Raw genomic sequence first — 20146 nt, forward strand, 5'->3', positions numbered from 1 at the left:
TAGAGATGAAGATGGCCAAAGCGGCAAAAAGAGGGTTGGCACTTGCGATCATCGCAGTAGGCCTGCTCTTCGGCAAAATCTATGCTGCCAATGAAACGACATCCTTCTCGATTGGCAAGCAGCCGCTGGCCGAACGTCCCGATCGCCCGATCATCGGCGTCGGCGTGCACTTTGGGATAGGCGGAGAGTATGGCTATTCCCCGCAAAAGTCTGCGCAGATATTGCGCTCCGACGCCTTCGATTCAGTCAGGGACGATCTGGCTTGGAGTCTGTTTCGGGCCGGGCCGGCGATTGGCGATGCGACAACGCAAGTCGCCCGCGAACCCTTCAAACTGTTCGATTTCCTGGATCAGACCCAGGCAAGGCCGCTGCTCATTCTAGGTCACCCCAATCCCCTCGTTCCCGACGGCGCACCTCCTCTGAGCGATGTCGGCCGAAAAAACTTCGCCGACTTTGCGGCGAAGGCCGTGCTGACGACCGCCAAGCGAAATCCGATCTACGAGATCTGGAACGAATGGAATATGAACGCCGTGCAGGGGCGTCCGTTCCTGGTCGGCGAAGGTGATCCGAGCGATCCGCGCGCGGCGAGCCACTATTCTGCCCTCGCGAAGGAGGCGCTCGCACGGATACGCGCCGTAGCCCCGAAAGCGCAGGTCTTGATCGGCGCGGTCGGGATGGATCCCGATTGGAAATGGACGATGGCGCTGGTGCGTTCCGGCGCGCTGGAGGGGGCCAGCGGCTTGTCCGTCCACCTCTACAATCATTGCGAGCGCGATGTGTCCAACCGAACTGCAGAGGCTGCGATCCGACAGATCAGCAACCTCCGCCAATTGCTCGATTCGGCCGGATCGAACATTCCGATCTACGTGACCGAAGTAGGCTGGCCCACGGCCTCGAAGATGTGTCCGATCTCGACGCAGGCAGCGGCAAACAATATCGCGCAATTCCTGCTCTGGACGGCCGCTACACCTTGGTTGAAGGGGGCCTGGGTCTACGAAATGAAGGATCAGGGCCCTGATCCGGCCGCCCTGGAGGACAACTTTGGCCTCTACGATTTTGCGTATGCGCCGAAGCCGGCCGCGTGTTTGACCCGTGAGGCGATCGGCATCATCAAGAGCGCAAGCGCGATGCGGTTCGAGCGCCCCCTCCCCGAATTGTCGGTCATCGAGGCAACGACCTCCGCAGGAAAGCGGCTCATTGCCTGGACGTCGCAAGAGAAGATCTCGGCAACCCTCGAATTTCCAGGCGGCACAGAACCGGAATACACCCCATTGTGCCAACAGAAGACGACCTCGAGGACGGTACAAATCGGAGCTACGCCCGTCGTCATTACGTTACCGACCACTGCGCCAATCGACCTGAAGGCGAAGATCGTTCGTTGACGTCCTCGTTCCATCATCTCACGTCTCTGGAGACCTGCCACACAGCCAAGCACGCCATCACGACACAATACGGAGCGTCGGGTACGGCCCGTCGCCCTTCATGGCAGTCCTAAGGGGATGCTTGGCTCGGCGCCCAATAGGCGCTCAAATCAGACGGGGAGGAAACAATGCGCCGCGGGCGTAACGACGCTCCGCGCTCCAGCACATTGGTGGATCACCTGTCACGCTGGAATGCAGCGGCGCCCATCTCGAGTTGGCCCAACATCGCCAGCGGAGTGAAACGCATCCGTCAATATGCTTCCTGATGGACCAGCGCCAAGGCAGTCTTGAAGATGATCTTGATATCGAGCCAGATGCTCCAGTTACTGACGTACCAGACATCGTACTCGACGCGCTTTTCCATCAAGTCGATGGTCGGCGTTTCACCGCGAAAACCATTGACCTGAGCCCAACCCGTCAGGCCCGGCTTCATATGGTGTCGGTAAACGTAGTTGCTGATCATCGGATCGTAGTAGTTATCGTGGGCCAGCGCATGCGGCCGCGGCCCGACCAGGGACATCTCACCGCGCAGAACATTCCAGAGCTGCGGCAGCTCGTCGATGCTGGTCCGGCGCAGCACGCGTCCAACGCGCGTGACCCGGGCGTCGCTCTTGGTCGCCTGCGTGACGGTGTGGCCGTTCTCCGCCACAGTCATCGAGCGAAACTTCCAGATCTCGAACGGCTTGCCGTTGAACCCACGCCGAGATTGCTTGAAGATGATGTTCCCCATCGAGTCGAGCCTGATCATGATCGCGGCCGTCACCAGCAGTGGCGCCAGCAGCAACAGCGCGAACGAGGCGAGACCGATATCGAGGCAACGTTTCTGCGCGCGCTCGAACACGGTCAGCGGCGCACGTTGAATCTCGATCGCGACAGTTCCACTGACGGGCTGGAATGGGCGCGAGACCAGGTCGGCGATCGGAAAGTCCGGCAAGAGCCGGATCGGTTGCGGAACCACGCGCAGGTGCTGACTGAGCTTCTGGAGCAGAGGCATTTCATCCCAGTCGATGACCAGGAGATACTCTTCCGCATCTGCGGTCCGCGCCTGCCGCACCACATCGCGGATCTCGCGGTCCCATCCCGCACCATCCTCGGACGGCTCGAGCACGAAGTGCCGCACGACATTGAAACCGTGTTTGCGGAGATCCTTGAAGCGGCTCGACGTGAAGTCGAGCGGCTTGAGACTGAGAAGCACGACCTTCCTGTCGACCAGGCGGCCCTTCGCATAGCTCGAGTTCAAGGCGATGCGCCACAGCACGCGGAGCCCTCCCAGGGCAACTCCGCCAGTCGCCGCAAACAGCAGCGTAGTGCCCCGCGACAGATCCGCGGAAGATTTGAGCAGGAACGCCTCGACCGCGAGAATGGTCAGCGAGATGATCCAGATCGCCAACGTCTTGCGGAGCTGCCAGAGCGTATTCAGGAGGCGATGATGATCATAGATGCCCTGAAAATACGAGATCATCACGAACACCGCTGCCACGACGAGACCAGCGCCGACGGATGAGTCCTGCTCGGCGACCAGCAGACGATACAGGCCGTTCGCCGCGAAGTAGCTGAGCAGAAGCGCGAGGAAGTCGCTCGCGATCAGAGCGATCTGGAGAGGTCTTTGGAGAGCGCCGCGGCGGCTCGATACAACCGGATAATAGTTTTCCGAACCATAAGTCGCTACAGCCATCCGATCCTCGCTGCCTCGTCACGCACTCGCAATCCAGAATTGCAAGGAGATCGATTCAAATACTCGATGTGTCTTGGGCAATGTCTTAACCAAACAAAGCAACATTGCGGCACTGCAACGAAAAAATCAAATCGATTTTCTGCAATACGACGCGCGTGCACGCGCATGCTCAAAGTGCTGTCACAAGCGTGACATCCAACTGAGCACAGCGCCATGTTTTGCGTCAGGTCGCGCAAATTTTACAAATCATCGCGCGTGTATTTGAACGATTGCTCAACCCTGTTGCTTAAGCCGCCCTTAGGTCGCCCCCCTTAACACTCGTGACAGTTTCGGGGGAGTTGTGCCGTGAGTACCGTCGCTGTCTTTAGCCTGCTGATCGGGTCGTTGCTGGGTGGCCGATTCCGGATTTTCATCCTGCCTCCGGCCATCGTTCTCGGTGCATCGATGATCGGCGCGATCTCGGCCTGGCAGGGCCAGGGAGCAGCTCACACGGTCGTTACGATCCTGGTGTTTGCGACGGTGCTCCAGCTCGGCTATCTCTGCGGCGCGATGCTGGTCCGCGCCCGCGCGGCGACGTATCGCACCAAGGCTGCACCGTCGCTCGACAACCGCAGCTTCGGCTGACACGGCGCGCGGCAAATCAACGCCTCGTCAAGCCGCGCGGGTGACACCACGGTCGCGCGAATGGGCGTTCACACGACATGCACGAAAAAAAGCCATTCATGCTGACCCGAATTGGTCGATAGCATATTGACATCTCGGGCCAAGCTCTCTCCAAGAGTTGGACCCCATGGTCACGCCCCCGACTCAAAACGCGCCCCGGCCGAAGCTGCCGAACGGCGTGCGGATTTACGCCCTCAGCGACATCCACGGCTGCGCGCATCTGCTTGAACAGATGTTCGCCGTCATCGATGCCGATATGGCGAACAGCCGGCCTTATCGGGCGATCGAGGTCTTTCTCGGGGACTACATCGATCGCGGACCGGATTCGCGTCACACTCTCGACCTCCTGATCGACCGCAGCCGCCGCCGCAACACGGTCTTTCTCAAGGGCAACCATGAGGCCTATTTCACCTCCGTGCTGGACGATCCATCGCGCACGACCGACTGGTTTCAGTTCGGCGGAATCCAGACCCTGATGTCCTATGGAGTCTCGGCGGCGCCCGATCTCAGCAAGGACGAACAGTCCGATGTCGTGCGCGAGCTCACGTCCGTGATGCCGCCGCAGCACATCGCGTTCCTGCGTCAGTTGCGGCCGACATTCACCTGCGGCGATTTTTTCTTCGTACATGCGGGCGTTCGCCCCGGAATCCCGCTGTCTGAGCAGCGTGAGCAGGATCTGCTGTGGATCAGGGACGAATTTCTTCAGAGCAAGAAGCGCTTTGGCAAGTACGTCGTCCACGGCCACACGCCCGTACGCCAGGCCGAGTTGCTCGAGAATCGGGCCAATATCGACACTGGGGCATATGCGACGGGCAACCTCACGCTGCTGTCGATCCAGGGCAACAGCATGCTCGCGATCTAGCGTGTTTGCGAGCGACGTGAATTGAGGTTCACGTCAAGAACACGTGTCGAAACAAGGGTCTGGTGCGCGCGGAGCGTTCAGTTGGTCTGGCTCGCCGGCGGCCGGTATTCCGGGAACCGGCTGAGCATCGCTGCCTTCAGGAACTTGAAATGGGCGATCGAAGCGCCGAGCTCCTTGAGCCTGCGCTGGCCGTTCAGGATCTCCTTGTCGAACAGATCCTGGTGGTGATTGTCCAGCGCCTCGCGCTCCAGATATTCGTCATTGCCGTTGCCGATGGTCACGGCCGCGCGCGCCAGCACGTCCTCCACCCGGCGGTTCAGGCCGGATTGCTCGCGCTCCGCGGCGTGCAAAGCCTCGTCAATCGCCACCATGATGGCTTCGATGCGCGTACGATCGGTCTCGGCGTCGCGCTCGGGCGAGCGCGCGCGAAACGCCTGCTCTCCGCCGAAGCGATCCTTCAGGAAATTGTGAGTTCGGGCCCGCAAGAAGAGCTGAAACATGCGTGCATTTCCGGTTCGAGGCGCCAGACCGGAAAATGGGCCCTGGATGGTTAACAAAGCCTAAAGGCCATGCAACGTTGTGCCCGGCCGCGCGCCTGTGAACCGGCGTTCAGAACGTCGCCTTGAGGGCATCCAGCTCGCGATCGAGCGCCTGCTGCCAGCTCGGCGGCGTAATGCCGAACCGCTCACGCAGCCGCGTGAGATCAAGACGGGAATTGAACGGCCGCTTCGCCTTGACGGGAAATTCATCCGAACGGATCGGAACAATTTCCTTCACGGCGAATTTGGCTCCCCTCGCTTCCAGGCCGGAAACGATTGCGGTTGCAAAACCATGCCAGCTGGTCTCGCCCTTGCAGACCAGATTGACGACACCGCCTCGCTGCTCGAACGTCTCGTGAAGATCGTCGTCGCTCCGCGGCAGCATTGCAACCACCGCTTGTGAAATCGCATTCGCTGTCGTCGGCGCGCCGATCTGGTCGGCGACGATGCGGAGCTGCTCGCGTTCTCCGGCGAGCCGCACGATCGTCTTGAGGAAATTCGCGCCTGACGCAGCATACACCCACGACGTGCGTGCGATCACATGCAGGGCGCCGGCCTCGGCAATGGCCCGATCGCCGGCGAGCTTGCTTTGGCCGTAAACCGAAAGAGGCGCCGGTATGCTGTCCTCGCGCCAGGGACGATCGCCGGAGCCGTCAAAGACGTAATCCGTCGAGAAGTGCACCAGCGGTACACCACGGGGCGCGGCCCATTGGGCAATCGCCCTGGGAGCTTCCGCATTGATGCGAAATGCGAGATCTCGCTCGTCTTCCGCGCGATCGACGGCGGTATAGGCGGCGGGATTGATGATCAGGTCGGGCTCGATCGAATCCAGCTTGCCGGCAAGCTCATCCGGCCGCGACAGGTCGAACTGCTCCAGCTCAGGCGCAACGATATCGGCGCGCCCCTGAAGCATCGGGAGCAGAGCTCCGCCCACCTGGCCCGCGGTTCCCGTCAGAAGAATCTTCATGTCAAATCTCTCCGTATCGCGGGAGATTCTTCACATCCGCGAGCAAGGGCGCGTCGGCATCCTTCGGCGAAAGCGAGGGCTCGGCGAGACCCCAGTCGATGCCGATCGCCGGATCGTTCCACCGAACCGAGATCTCGTCTTTCGGGCTGTAAAGCGCATCGCATTTGTAGAAGAAATCAGCCGTCTCGGAGAGAACAGCGAAGCCATGAGCGAAGCCACGAGGAACCCACAATTGCCGGCGATTGTCCTCACTCAATTCGACGGCAACGTGGCGCCCAAAATTTGGGCTGCCGACGCGGACATCGACTGCAACATCGAGAACCCGACCGCGGAGCGCCGTGACGAGCTTGCCCTGCGTGCCGGGATTTTGCAGATGCAGCCCGCGCAGCACTCCATGACGCGAGCGTGACAGATTGTCTTGAACGAATGGCCGCGCAACCCCGCTCTGCGCGTAGCGCTCGAACTGATAGGTCTCCAAGAAAAAGCCGCGTTGATCACCAAAAAGCTTCGGCTCGATGATCAGAACCTCGGGTAGATCTGTCTTGATAACGTTCATTCCAGCGACTTCAGCTCTGCGCACACAACAATGTTGTGCAGCGCACACTATCTGATATTTTCGAGGCGGTAAACCAGAGGGACCTATGAAGGGAATTATACTCGCTGGCGGAACAGGCTCGCGCCTGTATCCCGTCACGACAGTCGTGTCGAAGCAGTTGTTGCCGGTTTTCGACAAACCGATGATCTACTATCCACTGTCGACACTGATGCTCGCTGGCATTCGCGACATTCTCATCATCTCGACGCCGCAGGACAAGCCGTTGTTCCAGCGCCTGCTCGGCGATGGAGCGGAGATCGGGGTCAACTTCTCCTACGCCACGCAGGAAACGCCGCGCGGTCTTGCGGATGCATTCATCGTTGGCCGCGAGTTCGTCGGATCGGATTCCGTCGCCCTGGTTCTCGGAGACAACATCTTCTACGGCCACGGACTTCCGGAAATGCTCGCCAAGGCCGCGGCACGCAAGAGCGGTGCCACGATCTTCGGCTATGTCGTCAATTCACCCGAGCAATACGGCGTGATCGAACTCGACGGTGACGGGCGTGCCCGCTCGATCGAAGAGAAGCCCAAGCAGCCGAAGTCGAATGTGGCGGTAACCGGGCTCTATTTCTACGACAACAGCGTGGTCGACATCGCAGCGGAGATCAAACCGTCCGCGCGGGGCGAAATCGAGATCACCGACGTGAACAACGCCTACCTCGCACGCGGCGATCTGTTCGTCGAAGTGCTCGGGCGCGGGTTCGCCTGGCTCGACACCGGCACACACGCCTCGCTGGTCGAAGCCAGCCATTTCGTTCAAATCCTCGAGCAGCGCCAGGGCCTGCGCATCGCCTGCCCCGAGGAAATCGCCTTGCGACGTGGTTACATCTCTCTCGAAGACTTCACGAAGGTCGCCGAGAAGACCGCCAAGAGCAGCTACGGCCAGTATCTGCAATCGGTGGCCCGCTCCTTCGCCGCTCAAGACTGAGGCAAATCATTCATGCGTTTCGAAGGCTCAACGATATTCGTCACGGGCGGTGCGGGCTTCATCGGCTCCGCCGTCGTCCGTCATCTTCTGCGCGACACGCAAGCGCGCGTCGTCAACATCGACAAGCTGACTTATGCGGCGAATCTCGACTCGATCCCCGACGCCCGGACGAACCCGCGCTATGCATTCGAGAAGCAATGCATTTGCGAGGCGGCGTCGCTTCGCAAGCTGTTCGAGAAGTACCAGCCCGTCGCCGTGATGAATCTGGCGGCCGAAAGCCATGTCGATCGCTCGATCGACGGCCCCGGCGAATTCGTCCAGACCAACATCGTCGGCACCTTCACGCTGCTGCAGGAAGCGCTGCGATACTGGAGGACTCTGTCCCCTGACCGCCGTGCGCGGTTCCGCTTCCTACACATCTCCACCGACGAGGTGTTCGGGTCGCTCGGCAAGGACGGCTATTTCACCGAGACCACGTCCTATTCCCCGAACTCGCCCTATTCGGCGAGCAAGGCGTCGTCCGATCATCTGGTCCGCGCCTGGCGCGAGACCTACGACCTTCCGACGATGGTGACGAACTGCTCGAACAATTACGGGCCCTATCACTTTCCCGAGAAGCTCATTCCCCACATCATCATCAAGGGGCTCGCAGGAGAACCGCTGCCGGTTTACGGCGACGGGCAGAACATCCGCGACTGGCTCTACGTCGAGGACCATGCCAAGGCGCTCACGCTCGTGCTCGAGCGCGGTGCGATCGGCGAGACGTACAATGTGGGCGGCCGAAACGAGCGCACCAATTTGCACGTCGTGGAAAGCATTTGCGACCTGCTGGACGAGATGTCACCGCCCACGGCGGGCTCGCGGCGCAGCCTGATTTCGTTTGTCACCGACCGTCCCGGTCACGATCGCCGCTACGCCATCGACGCGTCGAAGCTCGAACGCGAGCTCGGATGGCGCGCCGACGAGAATTTCGAAAGCGGCCTGGCCAAGACGGTTCGCTGGTTCCTCGACAGCAGCGACTGGTGGCAGGCCATCCTCGATCGCGGATATCAGCAGAAGCGCATCGGCCTCGGCTAGCTGGCCGGATCGACTTCTCGACATCATGTGCATCGTGCTTCGCCGGCGCATTCGTGCCGGCGATGGCCCCCGACGACGCAGCTCTCGATCGTCAGGTCAGGGCCTGAGCTCCATCCGGCTTTGAGCCATCCACGCCTTCCAGGCGCCCTCGTGCTTCTCGTAGAGTTCCAGCCAGCGCCGCTCACCGGCGACCGGCGCCCAACCGCGACCGTTGCCGGACTGTCTGCCCTCTTGCGCAGACACCTGTTCGCTGTCGAGCCGCTCGAACTCGAAGGTTTCCTCCAACGTCAGTCCGATCAGGACGCGCCGGCCCACCGTATCCACGAAATATCGACGCGGTGCGTTGTTGGACAGGCTAGTCATGACGCGGTCCCTTCCCGTGTTCCATGGAACACTCGGCGCATCCAGACGATCGCCGCGGATCCGGAGAGAGCGATGCGTCTGGGAACGGAACGGTCAAGACCAGCCACGCCATCGGCCACAGCCCTCAATCCAGCGACACGACAAGGCTCATCAACGAAGACAGGCCAAGTTGCAAACCATCAGAATGCACGTCTCGCCCTCGCCAGCGAAACGCCCGGCTGGGGCATGGCTGGATCGTAAGGCTGATAGAGCGGGTGGCGCACCCTGCGCCGGCGTGACCGCCACGCGCGCATCGCATAGCCGGCACCAAAGCCGGAGAGGATCGAGATCAGGATCGCAGCTATCATCATTCGGAATTCTTCCAGCTTGCCGGACGTATTGTCTTCGCGACGCGACATTCTCATCTTCGAGTTGTGACCACATCATGATGAGCGGCGCTGATTTTCTTGTCAGCCCCTGGGAATTTTTGGGCATCACTTTGCGTTCGAAGTGATCGCTCGTCGGCTCGTCAACCGAAGAACCAGAGAAACAATCTCGTCAGCAACAGCGTGACGAAGTACACCCACCCTGCCATCGCGATCATCACCACGCTGAAAAATGCCCCCTCGAATGCCCGCTCCCTGATCTTCGTGAGAGGGAACGCCGATCGCGCTTTCTGAAGCATCCCGGTCTTCTGATTGTTTCGTTGTCCTGAGCGAACATAGCTGGATGAATTCGACGATCTCGTGACGACAGGATCGAGTACAATTCAATGCCGCTCACGAGCGACGAAGCACTCGTGTGTTGCAATCAGGGCGATCTTCAGATCGCGACGACTACGCTCACATCGCGTGGCGATCTCGGCGTGATTCGAACCCCCGTGATTTTTGAGAGTTTGTCGGGCGCGTGGCATGCGCCGCCTGATCAGAACCAGCCCGACATATTCCGCCGCCGCGCAACGGGTCGAACGCACGCAACGATGTGTGGTCGCGGTCGGGGATTCCATCATGGCCTTGCGGATGAGCGGCGAACTCCATGACTGGGGCTGCCGAGTCCGCCGCGACTCCCGTGGTTATACGGAGTCTCACAAGCCGATTTCATCGCGGTAAGGTTGAGCGGTTAGCTTAATCCGCGTTGTTTGTTGCGAAGTCTCGCCGATCGCCTATCCATCATTGCACCGAGCCTGCCCCAAGGCTCGGCCCCACCCAAGCAAAGCCGTCGAGCGAACATGGGTCCGCTTGGCGGCTTTGTCGTCGTGTTGACGCGAAGAGGAACATTTCGGTTATGGCGCGGAAGCCCTGGTCGTTCAAGGAAGACCGCCGGCTCATGGAGTTGGCCAAGTCTTCCATGTCGCTGGAAGAAGCAGCGAAGCAGCTCGGGCGATCGCCCGATGCCATCAAGCGCATGGCCCTGCGCCTCGGTCTGTCGCTCAGGTCGAAGGCCAGCAAGAAGGGTTAACGGCCGGCGCCGTCCCGTCAGACATCCGAAAGTCGTGCAAGCAGCCATCGACTGAGCAGGGCTTGGACGAACGCCGCGTCCGCGCCGCTAACCATACTTTCGAACCCGGCTCGATCCGTCCGCAAGCTCGAGCCCTGGAGGCCGGCGGCCGACTTAAACCTTATCTTAGCCCCCTAAGGCTATCGTCCGGGTCGTCCTTTCTTAGCCTCCGCGGGCCGGATGAAAGCAGCACGGCCGAAACTGTCACTGGCGGCGCTCGTACTCGCGGGCATGGCTGCGTTCGCCCTGGCCGGTCACATTGCGGCAACGCGCTTCATCCATGATCAGCAGATGCGCCAGCTCGACCAGCTGACCGAAGTCGTGTTGCGCCGGTCGGAACTCGCCGTCGACTTCGCGGTGGCAAGCCTCGACGAACTCGCCGGCCGCGGCCTCGCAACCTGCGACCCCGCCGCGCTCCAGGCGATCCGCCTGCACGTCTATCAGCGCTCCGCCGTGAAGGACGTCCGCCTCGTCAATTCCGACGGTTCGGTGATCTGCTCCGCCTATTCCGAGACGCTCGAATTCGACAAGGGCTGGGTCGATCGCGCGGACATGCTTGCCTCGCGCGATTCGAAGCTGATGCTGTTCCGCGTCGAGCAGTTCGGCGGCGACGCGCTCGGTGTGCTCAGGGACATCGACGACAAGAAGGCGCTGGTCGCCATTCTCGGCATCAATTCCAGCCTGTTCGACATCATGCCTGCCGAGCTGCGCTCGCATGGCGAAGTTCTGCTCGCACTGACCAACGGCGCAAGGCTCGGCGCGTTCGCGCTCGACGCCGACAAGGCGCTGCCTCATTCGATCGACTTCGAAAAAAGCTCGACGCGCTATCCGCTGCGCGCGGTCATCCGCATCGACAGGTCGGTGCTGGCGACATGGGACAACGAGGCCTACTGGCCGGTGATGACGGTCGCGCTCGCGCTCGGCGTACTGTTCGGCGTCCTGCTGTCGCGCACGCGGCGCATGGAGGGGCCCGTCGCCGATCTCGATCGTGCGCTGGCGCGCGGTGAATTCAGGCCTTACTTCCAGCCGATCTTCGATCTGCGCACCGGTGAGATCAGGGGCTGCGAGATCCTGGCGCGCTGGCTGCGAGAGGATGGCACGGTGGTGCCGCCGATGAACTTCATTCCGCTGGCTGAATCCAGCGGCCGGATCGAAGCCATGACCTGGCAGTTGCTCCGCCGCGCGCTGGACGAGTTGCAGCCGCATCTCAAGGCCGACAAGGATTTCAAGCTCTCGTTCAACGTCGTACCGAGGCACATCCTCGGCGCAGGTTTCGTCGAAACACTGCGCGGCACCGTCACTGCGGCACGGATTTCGGCGCGGCAGATCGTGATCGAGGTGACCGAGCGCGACGAGCTCGACGATCTCGCGCGCGCCGCGGCCGTGGTAAGCGAGCTGCGCGACTACGGCTTTCGCGTCGCGATCGACGACGTCGGCGTCGGCCATAGCGGGCTGTCGCGGCTGAAGGGACTGGGCGCCAACACGATCAAGATCGACAAGTTCTTCGTCGACACCATCACGGTGGACGCCTCGACGACGACCATCGTGGAGATGCTGGTCGCACTCGCCAGGGACTTCCACATGAGCGTGGTTGCGGAAGGCGTCGAAACCGAGGAGCAGGTCCGCGCGCTGATTTCATGCGGCGTAGAAGAAGGCCAGGGTTACCTCGTCGCAGCGCCCCTGCCCTTTGCGAAATTCAGCGAATTGATGGCATCGCGGCGAGATGGGACCGCGGTCGCGATGTCGGTCGGTGACACGGCGCTGGTCGCCTGAGGGACGCGGCTGGCCCGAATTTGGACGGCTCGTCGACGACCGTTTCCGAACATGTCCCGGTGCGAACCACAGTTCATGACGATACGATCGGCGATCAGCGAGCCTTAACGATATTCCGCGCTTTCGCGAGCGGCACACATGGCGACCGGCTATGATATTGCAATGCGACAGAATCATCTCATCGCAGCCGCAGCCGTCTGCCTCGCGCTGATCGTCTATGCCACGCTTGCGACGCTTGCGGGCAGGCCGGTTCTGCTGGGCCACGCCGAGGCCTATTGGGTCGTCGTCATCGAGCGCTTCAGCGCCTATTGCCTGTTGGGCTTCCTGCTGTCGTTCCTTCTGCCGGGACGCTTCAGGCTGGCTTGCGCGTTCGTCATCGCCGTCGCCGTCGGGCTCGAACTGTTGCAGGCGGTGGTGCCTGATCGCGATCCGCGGTTCATCGACGTGCTGCAAAAAGCCGCCGGTGGCATCCTCGGCGTCACCCTCGCCCAGACCATCCTGGCTTTCCTGCCCAGACCCCCGTCCTGACGCGCACGCTGTCAGTTCGGATCGCGGGTGCGACAGGCAGCTTCGTCCGACAGACTACTTTGCCAACTGCCCGCGCAGTTCGCCACCTGGATTGGCCGCGGTGTGGATGTTCGCGTACCATTTGCCGGCCAACAGATCGGTAGCCTGCGCCTCGGTGAGAGTTGCGGTGCCCTGGATCGGGCTTTGCGCCGACTTGAACGGCAGCGCGATGCCGGCATTCTTGCCCGCTTCGCCCGGTCCGTGAAAATGAGCGCCGAGCGCGGGGCCGGTCAGACCCGTGTAGGTCACCGTATAGGTCAGGACCTTCGTATCGGTGTTGAACGTCGCCTCGGCTTTGCCGGAGCCGGAACTCGCATTGGGCGGCACTTCGTTGCTGCCCTTGAGTTCCGCCTGTAGCTTGACGACTTCGGCTCTGGCCGCCGTCACGAAAAGAGGCGGGAGCGCAACAACCAACGCACCCGCCAGGCACACGGCTCTCATCATGGCAACCTCCCCACCCGGATCCCCTTGGTTTCAACCCGTTCCGGTGTGAAACACCAGGGGGCGCGCCAAATTCCGGATGGTTGATTATGCCTGATTCGAACGGAGACGACCGCTGCCGGAGCGGCGACCTTACGCCACCCCGCGCCGGATGCTCTCCCGATGCGCGCCGAAGACCCCGGACATCTGCCGGTGGGTGTCCCGGAGCGCCGTGATCGCGTCATCAAGGCCGAATTCGCCTTCGCGAATGGTCTCGAAAAACCGGCTCATCAGCGCGAAGTCCAGCTTGACGCGGGTGTTTCCATCGCGGCTCTTGCGGCGATCGAGCGACAGATGCAGCGCCAGCACCCTGGCCTCAGAGGCATTACAACCGCTGAGCGTCGCGAGTTCGTCATAAGTCATCCAGATTTGAGGCATATCCCTGTCCGCCTTTTGTTATGAGCCTCAACCTAGATTTTACATCTGAAGGCACTCTTGCCGCGGTGCGGTCGCCGCGTGCATTCGCAAGAACAGCGTCAATGCAAAGCTAAAGCGCTGACAGTATCAGGACGCAGGAGGCCTGGGGGGTGCGAAAGGCGGCCGCGGGCGCGACCTGTTGTCGAGCGCCTTGGGCAATTTGTCGGCATTGAGCTTCACGATCGCGCATTTCGAATCGACGGCAACGGCTTCTTCCTGGCTGTAGATCAACGTCGCCTCGAACTTGATCTCTGGTACTTCCCTCGCCGTTCCCGAGCACGTCGCCACCGCGCCATTGCACACGCCGGACAGACCGACCTCGACCTCGTCAGGACCGAACACGCTCGGATTGCCCTCCGTGTGCCGCTTCACGGTCAGGACGCCGTTGAAATGCTGCTGATCGACCTGATAGGAGCCACCGTAGGTGAAGAAGCTGTCGCGGCCCGAGATCCGTCCATCGACCAACTCGACGAGGCCCGTGCCCTGGCCAAGCGGGGTTCTGAACCAGGCAGCGTATTTGCCGTCTCTCAGCATGAAAACATCCGTCGCAAAGTTCAAACGTATTTGCGACCAACTCTGGGGCGCGACAATGACCGATATGGCGCGTGTTTCGCCACGGTTAACGCCCTGCAAAGCCAATTCGTTAAATTGCCGCTGCCGCATGCGGCATCGGCAGCACGCTCAAAACAGCTCGATGCCGTCATCCGCGGGCTCGACCGCTTCGACCCGGCGAGCGGCCGCACTCGACGAAAGCCCGACGGCTTGCAGAAAGTCACGATGGACCTCGCGCTCGCGCTCCATCGTGTAGCGCGCAAAGAGATCGTCGAGCAGCGCCTCGTCCTGCGGCTGCGGCTTGTGCGCGCCTGCGCTTGCCGTCTCCAGACGCACCGCAACGGCGGGGAGTGTTGCTGAACCTTCGCCGAGCGAGCTCATCAGGCCTTGCGCCGAATTCATCAGGCCTTCGAACTCCGCGCCTTCGTCGACGAGCCGGGTCATCAACTTGCCGAGCCGTTCGTTGCCGACCTCGACCTCGCGTAGCGCCTGGAGGATCTGCGGCTCTAGGGTGGCGAGCTGTGTGGGATCTCCCTTGACGCGGAGCTCCTTCAATTCGTTGGCCGAGCGCTCGATACCGTCGAGGACGGGCCGCAGGCGCGCAGCGCCCGCCGAGACCTGGTCGGCGGTCGCCTTGAGCTCGTTGGCGATGACGACGAAGGCACTGCCGCGACTGCCGAGATGGCTCGCCTTGAGCCCGGCATTCATGCCGATCAACGTGATATCGATCGTGGCCTCGGCGAGGCCCGCGATGGCCCTGCGGAACTTGGCGAGCGTATCCTCGACGACCGCGAGCGCCTCGTCGACCGATCGGCCGGCGCTCTCGCAGGTCGCGATCAGGGTCGAGGCATGGGCCAGCGTCTGCTTGATGCGGGTCATGAACGACGACGAAGCGCCGTCCTCGCCGCCGAACAGCGAGCGGCCGTGACCGACGACGACGCCAGCATCGCTCAGGATCGCCGAGAGCGCCCTGATGATCTGCGCGATGTCACCGCCGAACTCGCGCTGGGCGTCCCTCAGCTGGGCCGCCTCCAGCTTTCGGATCGCGTGTATGCCGTACTCGCTGGTCGCAAGCCCCGGAACGAGGCTCGGCTCCGAACCCGACGAAAGGCGCAAGCCATGGCAGACATGCTCGAGGCGTTGCCTTGTGCTGTCGCCGGCCTGCAGGGAAATGATCGCGCCGCCGACCGCTTCGGCGATCTTCCGCGTGCTGCCGCTCGCGAGATCAGCGAGATGGCTGCTCTTGCTGCGCTGGTCGCGAAGACCGGAATAGGCCGCACCGAGTTCGGTACTTTCCGCGACGAGCTGACCGCCGTAATTTCTCTCGAACTCCTTCTGCCGGCCGGACGCGGTGGCGACGGCCTCCGATAGACGCTGCTGATCCCGAGCGCAGCCCTCGATCGAACCCTGCACGGCCTTGCCGAGATCGTAAGCTTCTTGCGTGAAGGCGAGAAAGCCGTCGCGATCGCCGTCGAGCGAGGCTGCCTCGATCCGCGCGCTGCGCGCGATGATGGTGATCATCTGGATATGCTTGAACAACGGCTTCAGCAGCGCCGACGCCTCGCTCGTGCTCTTGCCGATCATCTCGAGCAAAGCGCTCTCGGCCGGCAACGCTCGCGCCAGCTCACTCAGCCGAGCCGCGATCTCCTGGAGCGCGGTCGCGGCGACCTCGATCTCCGCACCGGAGAGCTCCTCGGAAAGAGAGGCGAGCCCCTGATTCAGCTCCTTGAAGATGATTTGGCCACGACCGAGCTCGTGACCAACGCGCACAAACACGTCCTCGATGCGCGACGAGACGTTCTCGACTGCGGCGATCGCATCAGTCAGCGTGCTGGCCGGGATGGCGGACATTGCGTTCAACCTGTCAGCGCCGCGTGCCCGGCCTGGTACCATTGCATGATCTCGCGCGGGATATGGTTCAGCGAGACCACTTTCTCGACGCCCCCATGGGCGATGGCTTCCTTGGGCATGCCGAACACCACACAGCTCTCTTCGTCCTGCGCGCGGGTCGAAGCGCCGAGCTTGCGCATCTCCAGCATGCCGCGCGCGCCGTCGTCGCCCATGCCGGTCATGATCACCCCGAGCGCGTTGGCGCCGGCATGCTGGGCCGCCGAGCGAAACAGCACATCGACCGAGGGGCGATGCCGCGACACCGGTGGCCCGTCCTTGATCGCAACCTGATAGCGCAAGCCGATGCGCTGGAGCAGCATATGGCGTGCCCCCGGCGCGATGTAAGCCGAGCCCGGCAGCACGGTCTCGCCGTCCTCCGCCTCCTTGACGCGAATCTGGCAGACGCCGTCGAGACGCTTGGCGAAGGCCGCCGTGAAGCCAGCCGGCATGTGCTGGACGATGAGAATCGGAGGACAGTTCGCCGGCAGCATCTCGAGCACGTCGTTCAGCGCCTCCGTTCCGCCGGTCGATGCACCGATGCAGACGATGCGCTCGGTCGTCGGTCTAACCTTGCCCTGCACCGGCGGCGGGATGATGGCGTCGGCCGTCAGCTTCTTCTCGATGACCCGCCGTTCCGTGCGCGGCCGCACGCGCGCGCGCGCCGCCGACTTCACCGATTCACGCAAGCGCGTCGAGCATTCGAGCAGCGCCTGCCGCGTGTCGATCTTCGGCTTCGGCACGATATCGACGGCGCCGGCCTCGAACGCCTCGAACATCACGTGCGAGCCTTCCACGGTCAGCGAGGAACAGATGATCACGGGGATCGGACGCTGCGCCATGATCTTGCGCAGGAACGTCATGCCGTCCATGCGCGGCATCTCGAGGTCGAGGATCATGACATCCGGGATTTCGTCCTGGAGGCGCCGGGCGGCCACGAACGGATCGGACGCCGTCGCCATCACCTCGATGTCAGGATCGTCGTTGAGGATCGTTTGAAGGATTTGGCGGACCGACGCTGAATCGTCCACGATCAACACGCGAACTTTCTCCCTCGGCATGTTGAACGTGCTCCCGCTCAGACTTGAAAAATGGTCGGCTGAACCTGCTTCAGCCCCGGAATGGCACTGTGAATCATCGACTCGGAATGTCCGACCAGCAAGAACCCTCCCGGCCGTAGATGACTGCAAAGCTGCTCGACGACCTTCCGTTGCGTCGGCTTGTCGAAATAGATCAGCACGTTGCGACAGAAGATCATGTCGACGTCCCGGTCGACGGGATAGGACGAATCCATCAGGTTCATCCGCATGAAGTGCGTCATGCGCCGCAATTCCGGCACCACCCGCACTTCGCCGCGGGACCTGTCGCGCGAGGAGAGGAAATATCTCTTCACGAACGGCTCAGGCACCGGCGCCAGTACGTCACTGGTGTAGATCGCCGTCCTGGCGAGGCGCAGCACGGCGGTCGAAATGTCGGTGCCGAGGATGCGGTACTGAAACCGCGATCCGCTCCGGGTCATGTCGTCCAGCACCATGGCAGTGGTGTAGGCCTCCATACCGGTCGAACTCGCCGAACTCCAGAATTTCAAGTTCGCATTCCTGCGGCCGTGCAGCTTGAGCAACGACGGAATGGCGACGTCCCGCATGAACGCAAAGTGCTGCGGCTCGCGGAAGAAGTCGGTCTTGTTGGTCGTCACCACGTCGATGAGATGGGTCAGTTCGGTGTCGAAATGATCGGCCTCGAACAGGTTGTCGACATATTCGTTCAGATCGGAGAAATTCAGCGCCCGCACACGCTTGTGCAGGCGCCCCTCCAGCATCAGCCGCTTGCCTTGCGGCAGCTTGATGCCGACCTGACCTTCGATCAGGTCGGCAATGGTCCGGAAATGACGGTCCGACAGATGCACGGCCCGGTCCTGGACAGCCGGCATCATAACCGCCTGCCCCGGCCCCGGAGGCCCGCAGGCAATGAACGTCGGGCCTTCCAGGCCATATCGATTCCCACCCGTTTACACACCTGCAGAAGAGGATGGATCCGCCCTCGGGAGCGAACCCGTCACCGGAAAATCTCAGCGCTGAAAATCGGCGTCCCGATCATCCTCGCCGTCGTTCATGTCGAAAGCAAAGCCGCCGCCCGCGACCTTCATCGCGCGCACGGGCCTCGCCTGCGGCTTCCTGGCGGGCCGCTCGGCGGCAGCCATGGTTGCGGCCATGGTTGCAGCCTTGGCGCGCAGCTGATTGACGGCCCGGTCGATCGGCGCCGGAGCATGGCTCTTTCCACCATGGTCGATGCGGAAATAGGCGATTGTCGACTGCAGTTGCTCGGCCTGCGAAGCGAGTTCTTCCGAGGTCGAGGACACCTGCTCGGATGCGCTGGCGTTCTGCTGCCCGACTTTGTCGAGCTGCTGGATCGCCTGGTTGATCTGCGCCGAGCCGACGTCCTGCTCGCGGCACGCGGCGGTGATCTCCTCGACGAGTTCCGCCGTCTTCTTGATGTCGGGGACGAGCTTGGACAGCATGGCACCGGCTTCCTGCGCCACCTTGACCGTGTCGGCCGAGAGCGTGCCGATCTCGGCCGCGGCCGCCTGGCTGCGCTCAGCGAGCTTGCGCACTTCGGAAGCGACAACGGCAAAACCCTTGCCGTGCTCTCCGGCCCGGGCCGCCTCGACCGCCGCGTTGAGCGCGAGCAGATCGGTCTGGCGCGCGATCTCCTGCACAATGGTGATCTTCTCGGCGATGGTCTGCATCGCACTGACGGCGCGGCCGACCGCGGCGCCGCTGGCCTCCGCGTCCTTGGCGGACTGCGCCGCGATCTTCTCGGTCTGGTTGGCGTTGTCGGCGTTCTGCTTCACGTTCGAGGCCATCTCTTCCATCGAGGAGGACGCTTCCTCGGCGGAGGAGGCCTGCTCGGTCGCGCCCTGCGACAGCTGCTCGGCGCTGGCCGACAATTCCTGGCTGCCCGCGGAGACGTTCTGCGCCGCAGTCAGGGCTTCCGAGACGATCTGACGGAGCTTTTCCACCATGCGCTCGAGAGCGAGGCCGAGCGTATCCTTGTCCGACAACGCCTTGGCTTCGACGGTGAGGTCGCCTTGCGCTATCTGATTGGCGAGCGCCGCGGTGGCATTCAGGTTCACCGTCATCGCGTTCAGCGATTTGACGAGATCACCGATCTCGTCATTGCCGGAGGACTCGATCTTCTGGCTGAGGTCGCCGATCGCCACCGCGTCGGCAAGGCCGACTGCCTGCGCGAGGGCGCGGCTGATATTGAGCGCGATCCACGTCGCAGCCGCCGTGGCAATCAACAGCGAGGCAAGCACGAGGCTGATCAGAATGATCTCCGCCCGGCTGCCGTCCTGCCTCGCTTGCTCGGCTTCGTCGGCCATCGCCTTCTTGACGTAGGCCACATAGCCGTTGGCGGCGTCCATCGCATCGGCGACCACCTTGCGACCTTCATGCATGGAGCGATCCATCGACTTGGCCTTGTCCGTCTTCGCCAGCCTGACGGTCTCGTCCTGATACGCATTCATCCTGGCGTAAGCGGCGATGAAGACGTCCATCAGCTTCTTGCCGCCCTCGCTCGCCGCCGAATAGATCTCGTCCTTCGACTTCTGCAGGGACCCGCGGACCTTCGCGAGATCGGCGGTGAAGACGTCGTACTCGGCATCGGAAGCCAGGATTGCATTCTTTTCGGCCCGGACCTGCGCGAGGATGCCCTTTTCGAGCTCCGCGGCCTTTTCCATTCGACCGGCACGCGAGACCAGATGTTCCGCCGTTCCGACCATGTCGGACAGCTTCAGATAGCCGACGGCGCCGGCAATCATGGACAGCAGGATGACGACGCCAAACGCGCTCGCGAGCTTGGCTTTGACGGTGAATCTCATGTTCAGTCTCGTTGTTCGAATTTC

The 20146-nt window shown here is 62.2% G+C and carries 22 protein-coding genes; 8 read left to right on the plus strand and 14 right to left on the minus strand.

All coding sequences use genetic code 11. The features are described 5' to 3' along the window. Nucleotides 1-11: 11 nt before the first annotated feature. Entirely contained in the window at nt 12-1382 is a 1371-nt protein-coding gene (locus XH90_RS27760; RefSeq protein ID WP_194477471.1) for a hypothetical protein, read from the plus strand. A 289-nt stretch (nt 1383-1671) separates the two neighbouring features. Here XH90_RS27760 and XH90_RS27765 read toward each other — a convergent pair whose 3' ends face one another. Further along, on the minus strand, nt 1672-3096 hold the full coding sequence (locus XH90_RS27765; RefSeq protein ID WP_246755605.1) for an undecaprenyl-phosphate glucose phosphotransferase: 1425 nt from the start codon (nt 3094-3096) through the stop codon (nt 1672-1674). A gap of 345 nt (nt 3097-3441) precedes the next feature. On the opposite strand from XH90_RS27765, the gene XH90_RS27770 reads away from it, so the two are divergent. Both XH90_RS27770 and XH90_RS27775 read left to right on the plus strand, forming a co-directional pair. Further along, the gene (locus XH90_RS27770) at nt 3442-3720 is read left to right on the plus strand and encodes a hypothetical protein (RefSeq protein WP_194477472.1); all 279 of its coding nucleotides are present in this window, start codon (nt 3442-3444) and stop codon (nt 3718-3720) included. A gap of 166 nt (nt 3721-3886) precedes the next feature. After that, complete coding sequence (locus tag XH90_RS27775) at nt 3887-4621, plus strand: metallophosphoesterase family protein (protein ID WP_194477473.1); 735 nt, start codon at nt 3887-3889, stop codon at nt 4619-4621. 77 nt (nt 4622-4698) lie between these two features. Here the strand turns inward: XH90_RS27775 and XH90_RS27780 are convergent, their stop codons facing one another. From XH90_RS27780 to rfbC, 3 genes are all read right to left on the minus strand, one after another. Then, entirely contained in the window at nt 4699-5121 is a 423-nt protein-coding gene (locus XH90_RS27780; protein ID WP_194477474.1) for a hypothetical protein, read from the minus strand. Nucleotides 5122-5230: 109 nt separating this feature from the next. Next, a complete protein-coding gene (rfbD, locus tag XH90_RS27785; protein ID WP_194477475.1) occupies nt 5231-6127 on the minus strand; it encodes a dTDP-4-dehydrorhamnose reductase in 897 nt (298 codons plus the stop codon). Between the two features lies 1 nt (nt 6128). Further along, nucleotides 6129-6683 (minus strand): dTDP-4-dehydrorhamnose 3,5-epimerase, encoded by a 555-nt coding sequence (gene rfbC / locus XH90_RS27790; protein ID WP_194482834.1) that lies wholly within the window; start codon nt 6681-6683, stop codon nt 6129-6131. A gap of 85 nt (nt 6684-6768) precedes the next feature. Here rfbC and rfbA point away from each other — a divergent pair, with 85 nt between their 5' ends. Together rfbA and rfbB are read left to right on the plus strand one after the other, a co-directional pair. Beyond that, nucleotides 6769-7650, plus strand: a complete 882-nt coding sequence (rfbA, locus tag XH90_RS27795) for a glucose-1-phosphate thymidylyltransferase RfbA (protein ID WP_194477476.1) — start codon at nt 6769-6771, stop codon at nt 7648-7650. 12 nt (nt 7651-7662) lie between these two features. Continuing rightward, nucleotides 7663-8727 carry a dTDP-glucose 4,6-dehydratase gene (gene rfbB / locus XH90_RS27800; protein ID WP_194477477.1) on the plus strand — a complete coding sequence of 355 codons (1065 nt, stop codon included), beginning with the start codon at nt 7663-7665 and terminating at the stop codon, nt 8725-8727. A gap of 96 nt (nt 8728-8823) precedes the next feature. Here the strand turns inward: rfbB and XH90_RS27805 are convergent, their stop codons facing one another. The 3 genes from XH90_RS27805 to XH90_RS27815 all read right to left on the minus strand — a co-directional run bounded on the left by XH90_RS27805 (nt 8824) and on the right by XH90_RS27815 (nt 9754). After that, nucleotides 8824-9090 (minus strand): hypothetical protein, encoded by a 267-nt coding sequence (locus XH90_RS27805; protein ID WP_194477478.1) that lies wholly within the window; start codon nt 9088-9090, stop codon nt 8824-8826. 179 nt (nt 9091-9269) lie between these two features. Beyond that, a complete protein-coding gene (locus XH90_RS27810; RefSeq protein ID WP_194477479.1) occupies nt 9270-9488 on the minus strand; it encodes a hypothetical protein in 219 nt (72 codons plus the stop codon). A gap of 110 nt (nt 9489-9598) precedes the next feature. Then, on the minus strand, nt 9599-9754 hold the full coding sequence (locus XH90_RS27815) for a hypothetical protein (RefSeq protein WP_194477480.1): 156 nt from the start codon (nt 9752-9754) through the stop codon (nt 9599-9601). A gap of 599 nt (nt 9755-10353) precedes the next feature. Between XH90_RS27815 and XH90_RS27820 the strand changes: the two genes are divergently transcribed. From XH90_RS27820 to XH90_RS27830, 3 genes are all read left to right on the plus strand, one after another. Then, complete coding sequence (locus tag XH90_RS27820) at nt 10354-10527, plus strand: hypothetical protein (protein ID WP_194477481.1); 174 nt, start codon at nt 10354-10356, stop codon at nt 10525-10527. A 219-nt stretch (nt 10528-10746) separates the two neighbouring features. Further along, entirely contained in the window at nt 10747-12339 is a 1593-nt protein-coding gene (locus XH90_RS27825; RefSeq protein ID WP_194477482.1) for an EAL domain-containing protein, read from the plus strand. A 162-nt stretch (nt 12340-12501) separates the two neighbouring features. Next, entirely contained in the window at nt 12502-12867 is a 366-nt protein-coding gene (locus tag XH90_RS27830; RefSeq protein WP_194477483.1) for a VanZ family protein, read from the plus strand. A 54-nt stretch (nt 12868-12921) separates the two neighbouring features. On the opposite strand, the gene XH90_RS27835 is transcribed toward XH90_RS27830, so the two are convergent. The 7 genes from XH90_RS27835 to XH90_RS27865 all read right to left on the minus strand — a co-directional run bounded on the left by XH90_RS27835 (nt 12922) and on the right by XH90_RS27865 (nt 20122). Then, the gene (locus XH90_RS27835) at nt 12922-13350 is read right to left on the minus strand and encodes a CHRD domain-containing protein (RefSeq protein WP_194477484.1); all 429 of its coding nucleotides are present in this window, start codon (nt 13348-13350) and stop codon (nt 12922-12924) included. Nucleotides 13351-13479: 129 nt separating this feature from the next. Beyond that, complete coding sequence (locus tag XH90_RS27840; RefSeq protein ID WP_194477485.1) at nt 13480-13764, minus strand: hypothetical protein; 285 nt, start codon at nt 13762-13764, stop codon at nt 13480-13482. A 126-nt stretch (nt 13765-13890) separates the two neighbouring features. After that, nucleotides 13891-14337, minus strand: a complete 447-nt coding sequence (locus XH90_RS27845; protein WP_194477486.1) for a hypothetical protein — start codon at nt 14335-14337, stop codon at nt 13891-13893. A 147-nt stretch (nt 14338-14484) separates the two neighbouring features. Continuing rightward, nucleotides 14485-16206 carry a chemotaxis protein gene (locus tag XH90_RS27850; RefSeq protein WP_194477487.1) on the minus strand — a complete coding sequence of 574 codons (1722 nt, stop codon included), beginning with the start codon at nt 16204-16206 and terminating at the stop codon, nt 14485-14487. Between the two features lie 5 nt (nt 16207-16211). Next, the gene (locus tag XH90_RS27855; RefSeq protein WP_194477488.1) at nt 16212-17303 is read right to left on the minus strand and encodes a chemotaxis response regulator protein-glutamate methylesterase; all 1092 of its coding nucleotides are present in this window, start codon (nt 17301-17303) and stop codon (nt 16212-16214) included. Nucleotides 17304-17320: 17 nt separating this feature from the next. Then, complete coding sequence (locus XH90_RS27860) at nt 17321-18175, minus strand: protein-glutamate O-methyltransferase CheR (protein WP_194477489.1); 855 nt, start codon at nt 18173-18175, stop codon at nt 17321-17323. A 135-nt stretch (nt 18176-18310) separates the two neighbouring features. Beyond that, complete coding sequence (locus XH90_RS27865) at nt 18311-20122, minus strand: methyl-accepting chemotaxis protein (protein WP_194477490.1); 1812 nt, start codon at nt 20120-20122, stop codon at nt 18311-18313. Nucleotides 20123-20146 lie beyond the last annotated feature (24 nt).

This window comes from Bradyrhizobium sp. CCBAU 53338 (genome assembly GCF_015291665.1).
Lineage (GTDB): Bacteria > Pseudomonadota > Alphaproteobacteria > Rhizobiales > Xanthobacteraceae > Bradyrhizobium.

Bases quoted from the DNA above. Each gene is read 5' to 3' on its own strand.
- XH90_RS27775 (WP_194477473.1), top strand. From the start codon at position 3,887: ATGGTCACGCCCCCGACTCAAAACGCGCCCCGGCCGAAGCTGCCGAAC.
- XH90_RS27830 (WP_194477483.1), top strand. From the start codon at position 12,502: ATGCGACAGAATCATCTCATCGCAGCCGCAGCCGTCTGCCTCGCGCTG.
- rfbA (WP_194477476.1), top strand. From the start codon at position 6,769: ATGAAGGGAATTATACTCGCTGGCGGAACAGGCTCGCGCCTGTATCCC.
- rfbB (WP_194477477.1), top strand. From the start codon at position 7,663: ATGCGTTTCGAAGGCTCAACGATATTCGTCACGGGCGGTGCGGGCTTC.
- XH90_RS27845 (WP_194477486.1), bottom strand. From the start codon at position 14,337: ATGCTGAGAGACGGCAAATACGCTGCCTGGTTCAGAACCCCGCTTGGC.
- XH90_RS27855 (WP_194477488.1), bottom strand. From the start codon at position 17,303: ATGCCGAGGGAGAAAGTTCGCGTGTTGATCGTGGACGATTCAGCGTCG.
- XH90_RS27820 (WP_194477481.1), top strand. From the start codon at position 10,354: ATGGCGCGGAAGCCCTGGTCGTTCAAGGAAGACCGCCGGCTCATGGAG.
- XH90_RS27780 (WP_194477474.1), bottom strand. From the start codon at position 5,121: ATGTTTCAGCTCTTCTTGCGGGCCCGAACTCACAATTTCCTGAAGGAT.
- rfbC (WP_194482834.1), bottom strand. From the start codon at position 6,683: ATGAACGTTATCAAGACAGATCTACCCGAGGTTCTGATCATCGAGCCG.
- XH90_RS27765 (WP_246755605.1), bottom strand. From the start codon at position 3,096: ATGGCTGTAGCGACTTATGGTTCGGAAAACTATTATCCGGTTGTATCG.
- XH90_RS27810 (WP_194477479.1), bottom strand. From the start codon at position 9,488: ATGTCGCGTCGCGAAGACAATACGTCCGGCAAGCTGGAAGAATTCCGA.
- XH90_RS27860 (WP_194477489.1), bottom strand. From the start codon at position 18,175: ATGATGCCGGCTGTCCAGGACCGGGCCGTGCATCTGTCGGACCGTCAT.
- XH90_RS27840 (WP_194477485.1), bottom strand. From the start codon at position 13,764: ATGCCTCAAATCTGGATGACTTATGACGAACTCGCGACGCTCAGCGGT.
- XH90_RS27850 (WP_194477487.1), bottom strand. From the start codon at position 16,206: ATGTCCGCCATCCCGGCCAGCACGCTGACTGATGCGATCGCCGCAGTC.
- XH90_RS27825 (WP_194477482.1), top strand. From the start codon at position 10,747: ATGAAAGCAGCACGGCCGAAACTGTCACTGGCGGCGCTCGTACTCGCG.
- XH90_RS27815 (WP_194477480.1), bottom strand. From the start codon at position 9,754: ATGCTTCAGAAAGCGCGATCGGCGTTCCCTCTCACGAAGATCAGGGAG.
- rfbD (WP_194477475.1), bottom strand. From the start codon at position 6,127: ATGAAGATTCTTCTGACGGGAACCGCGGGCCAGGTGGGCGGAGCTCTG.
- XH90_RS27760 (WP_194477471.1), top strand. From the start codon at position 12: ATGGCCAAAGCGGCAAAAAGAGGGTTGGCACTTGCGATCATCGCAGTA.
- XH90_RS27865 (WP_194477490.1), bottom strand. From the start codon at position 20,122: ATGAGATTCACCGTCAAAGCCAAGCTCGCGAGCGCGTTTGGCGTCGTC.
- XH90_RS27805 (WP_194477478.1), bottom strand. From the start codon at position 9,090: ATGACTAGCCTGTCCAACAACGCACCGCGTCGATATTTCGTGGATACG.
- XH90_RS27835 (WP_194477484.1), bottom strand. From the start codon at position 13,350: ATGATGAGAGCCGTGTGCCTGGCGGGTGCGTTGGTTGTTGCGCTCCCG.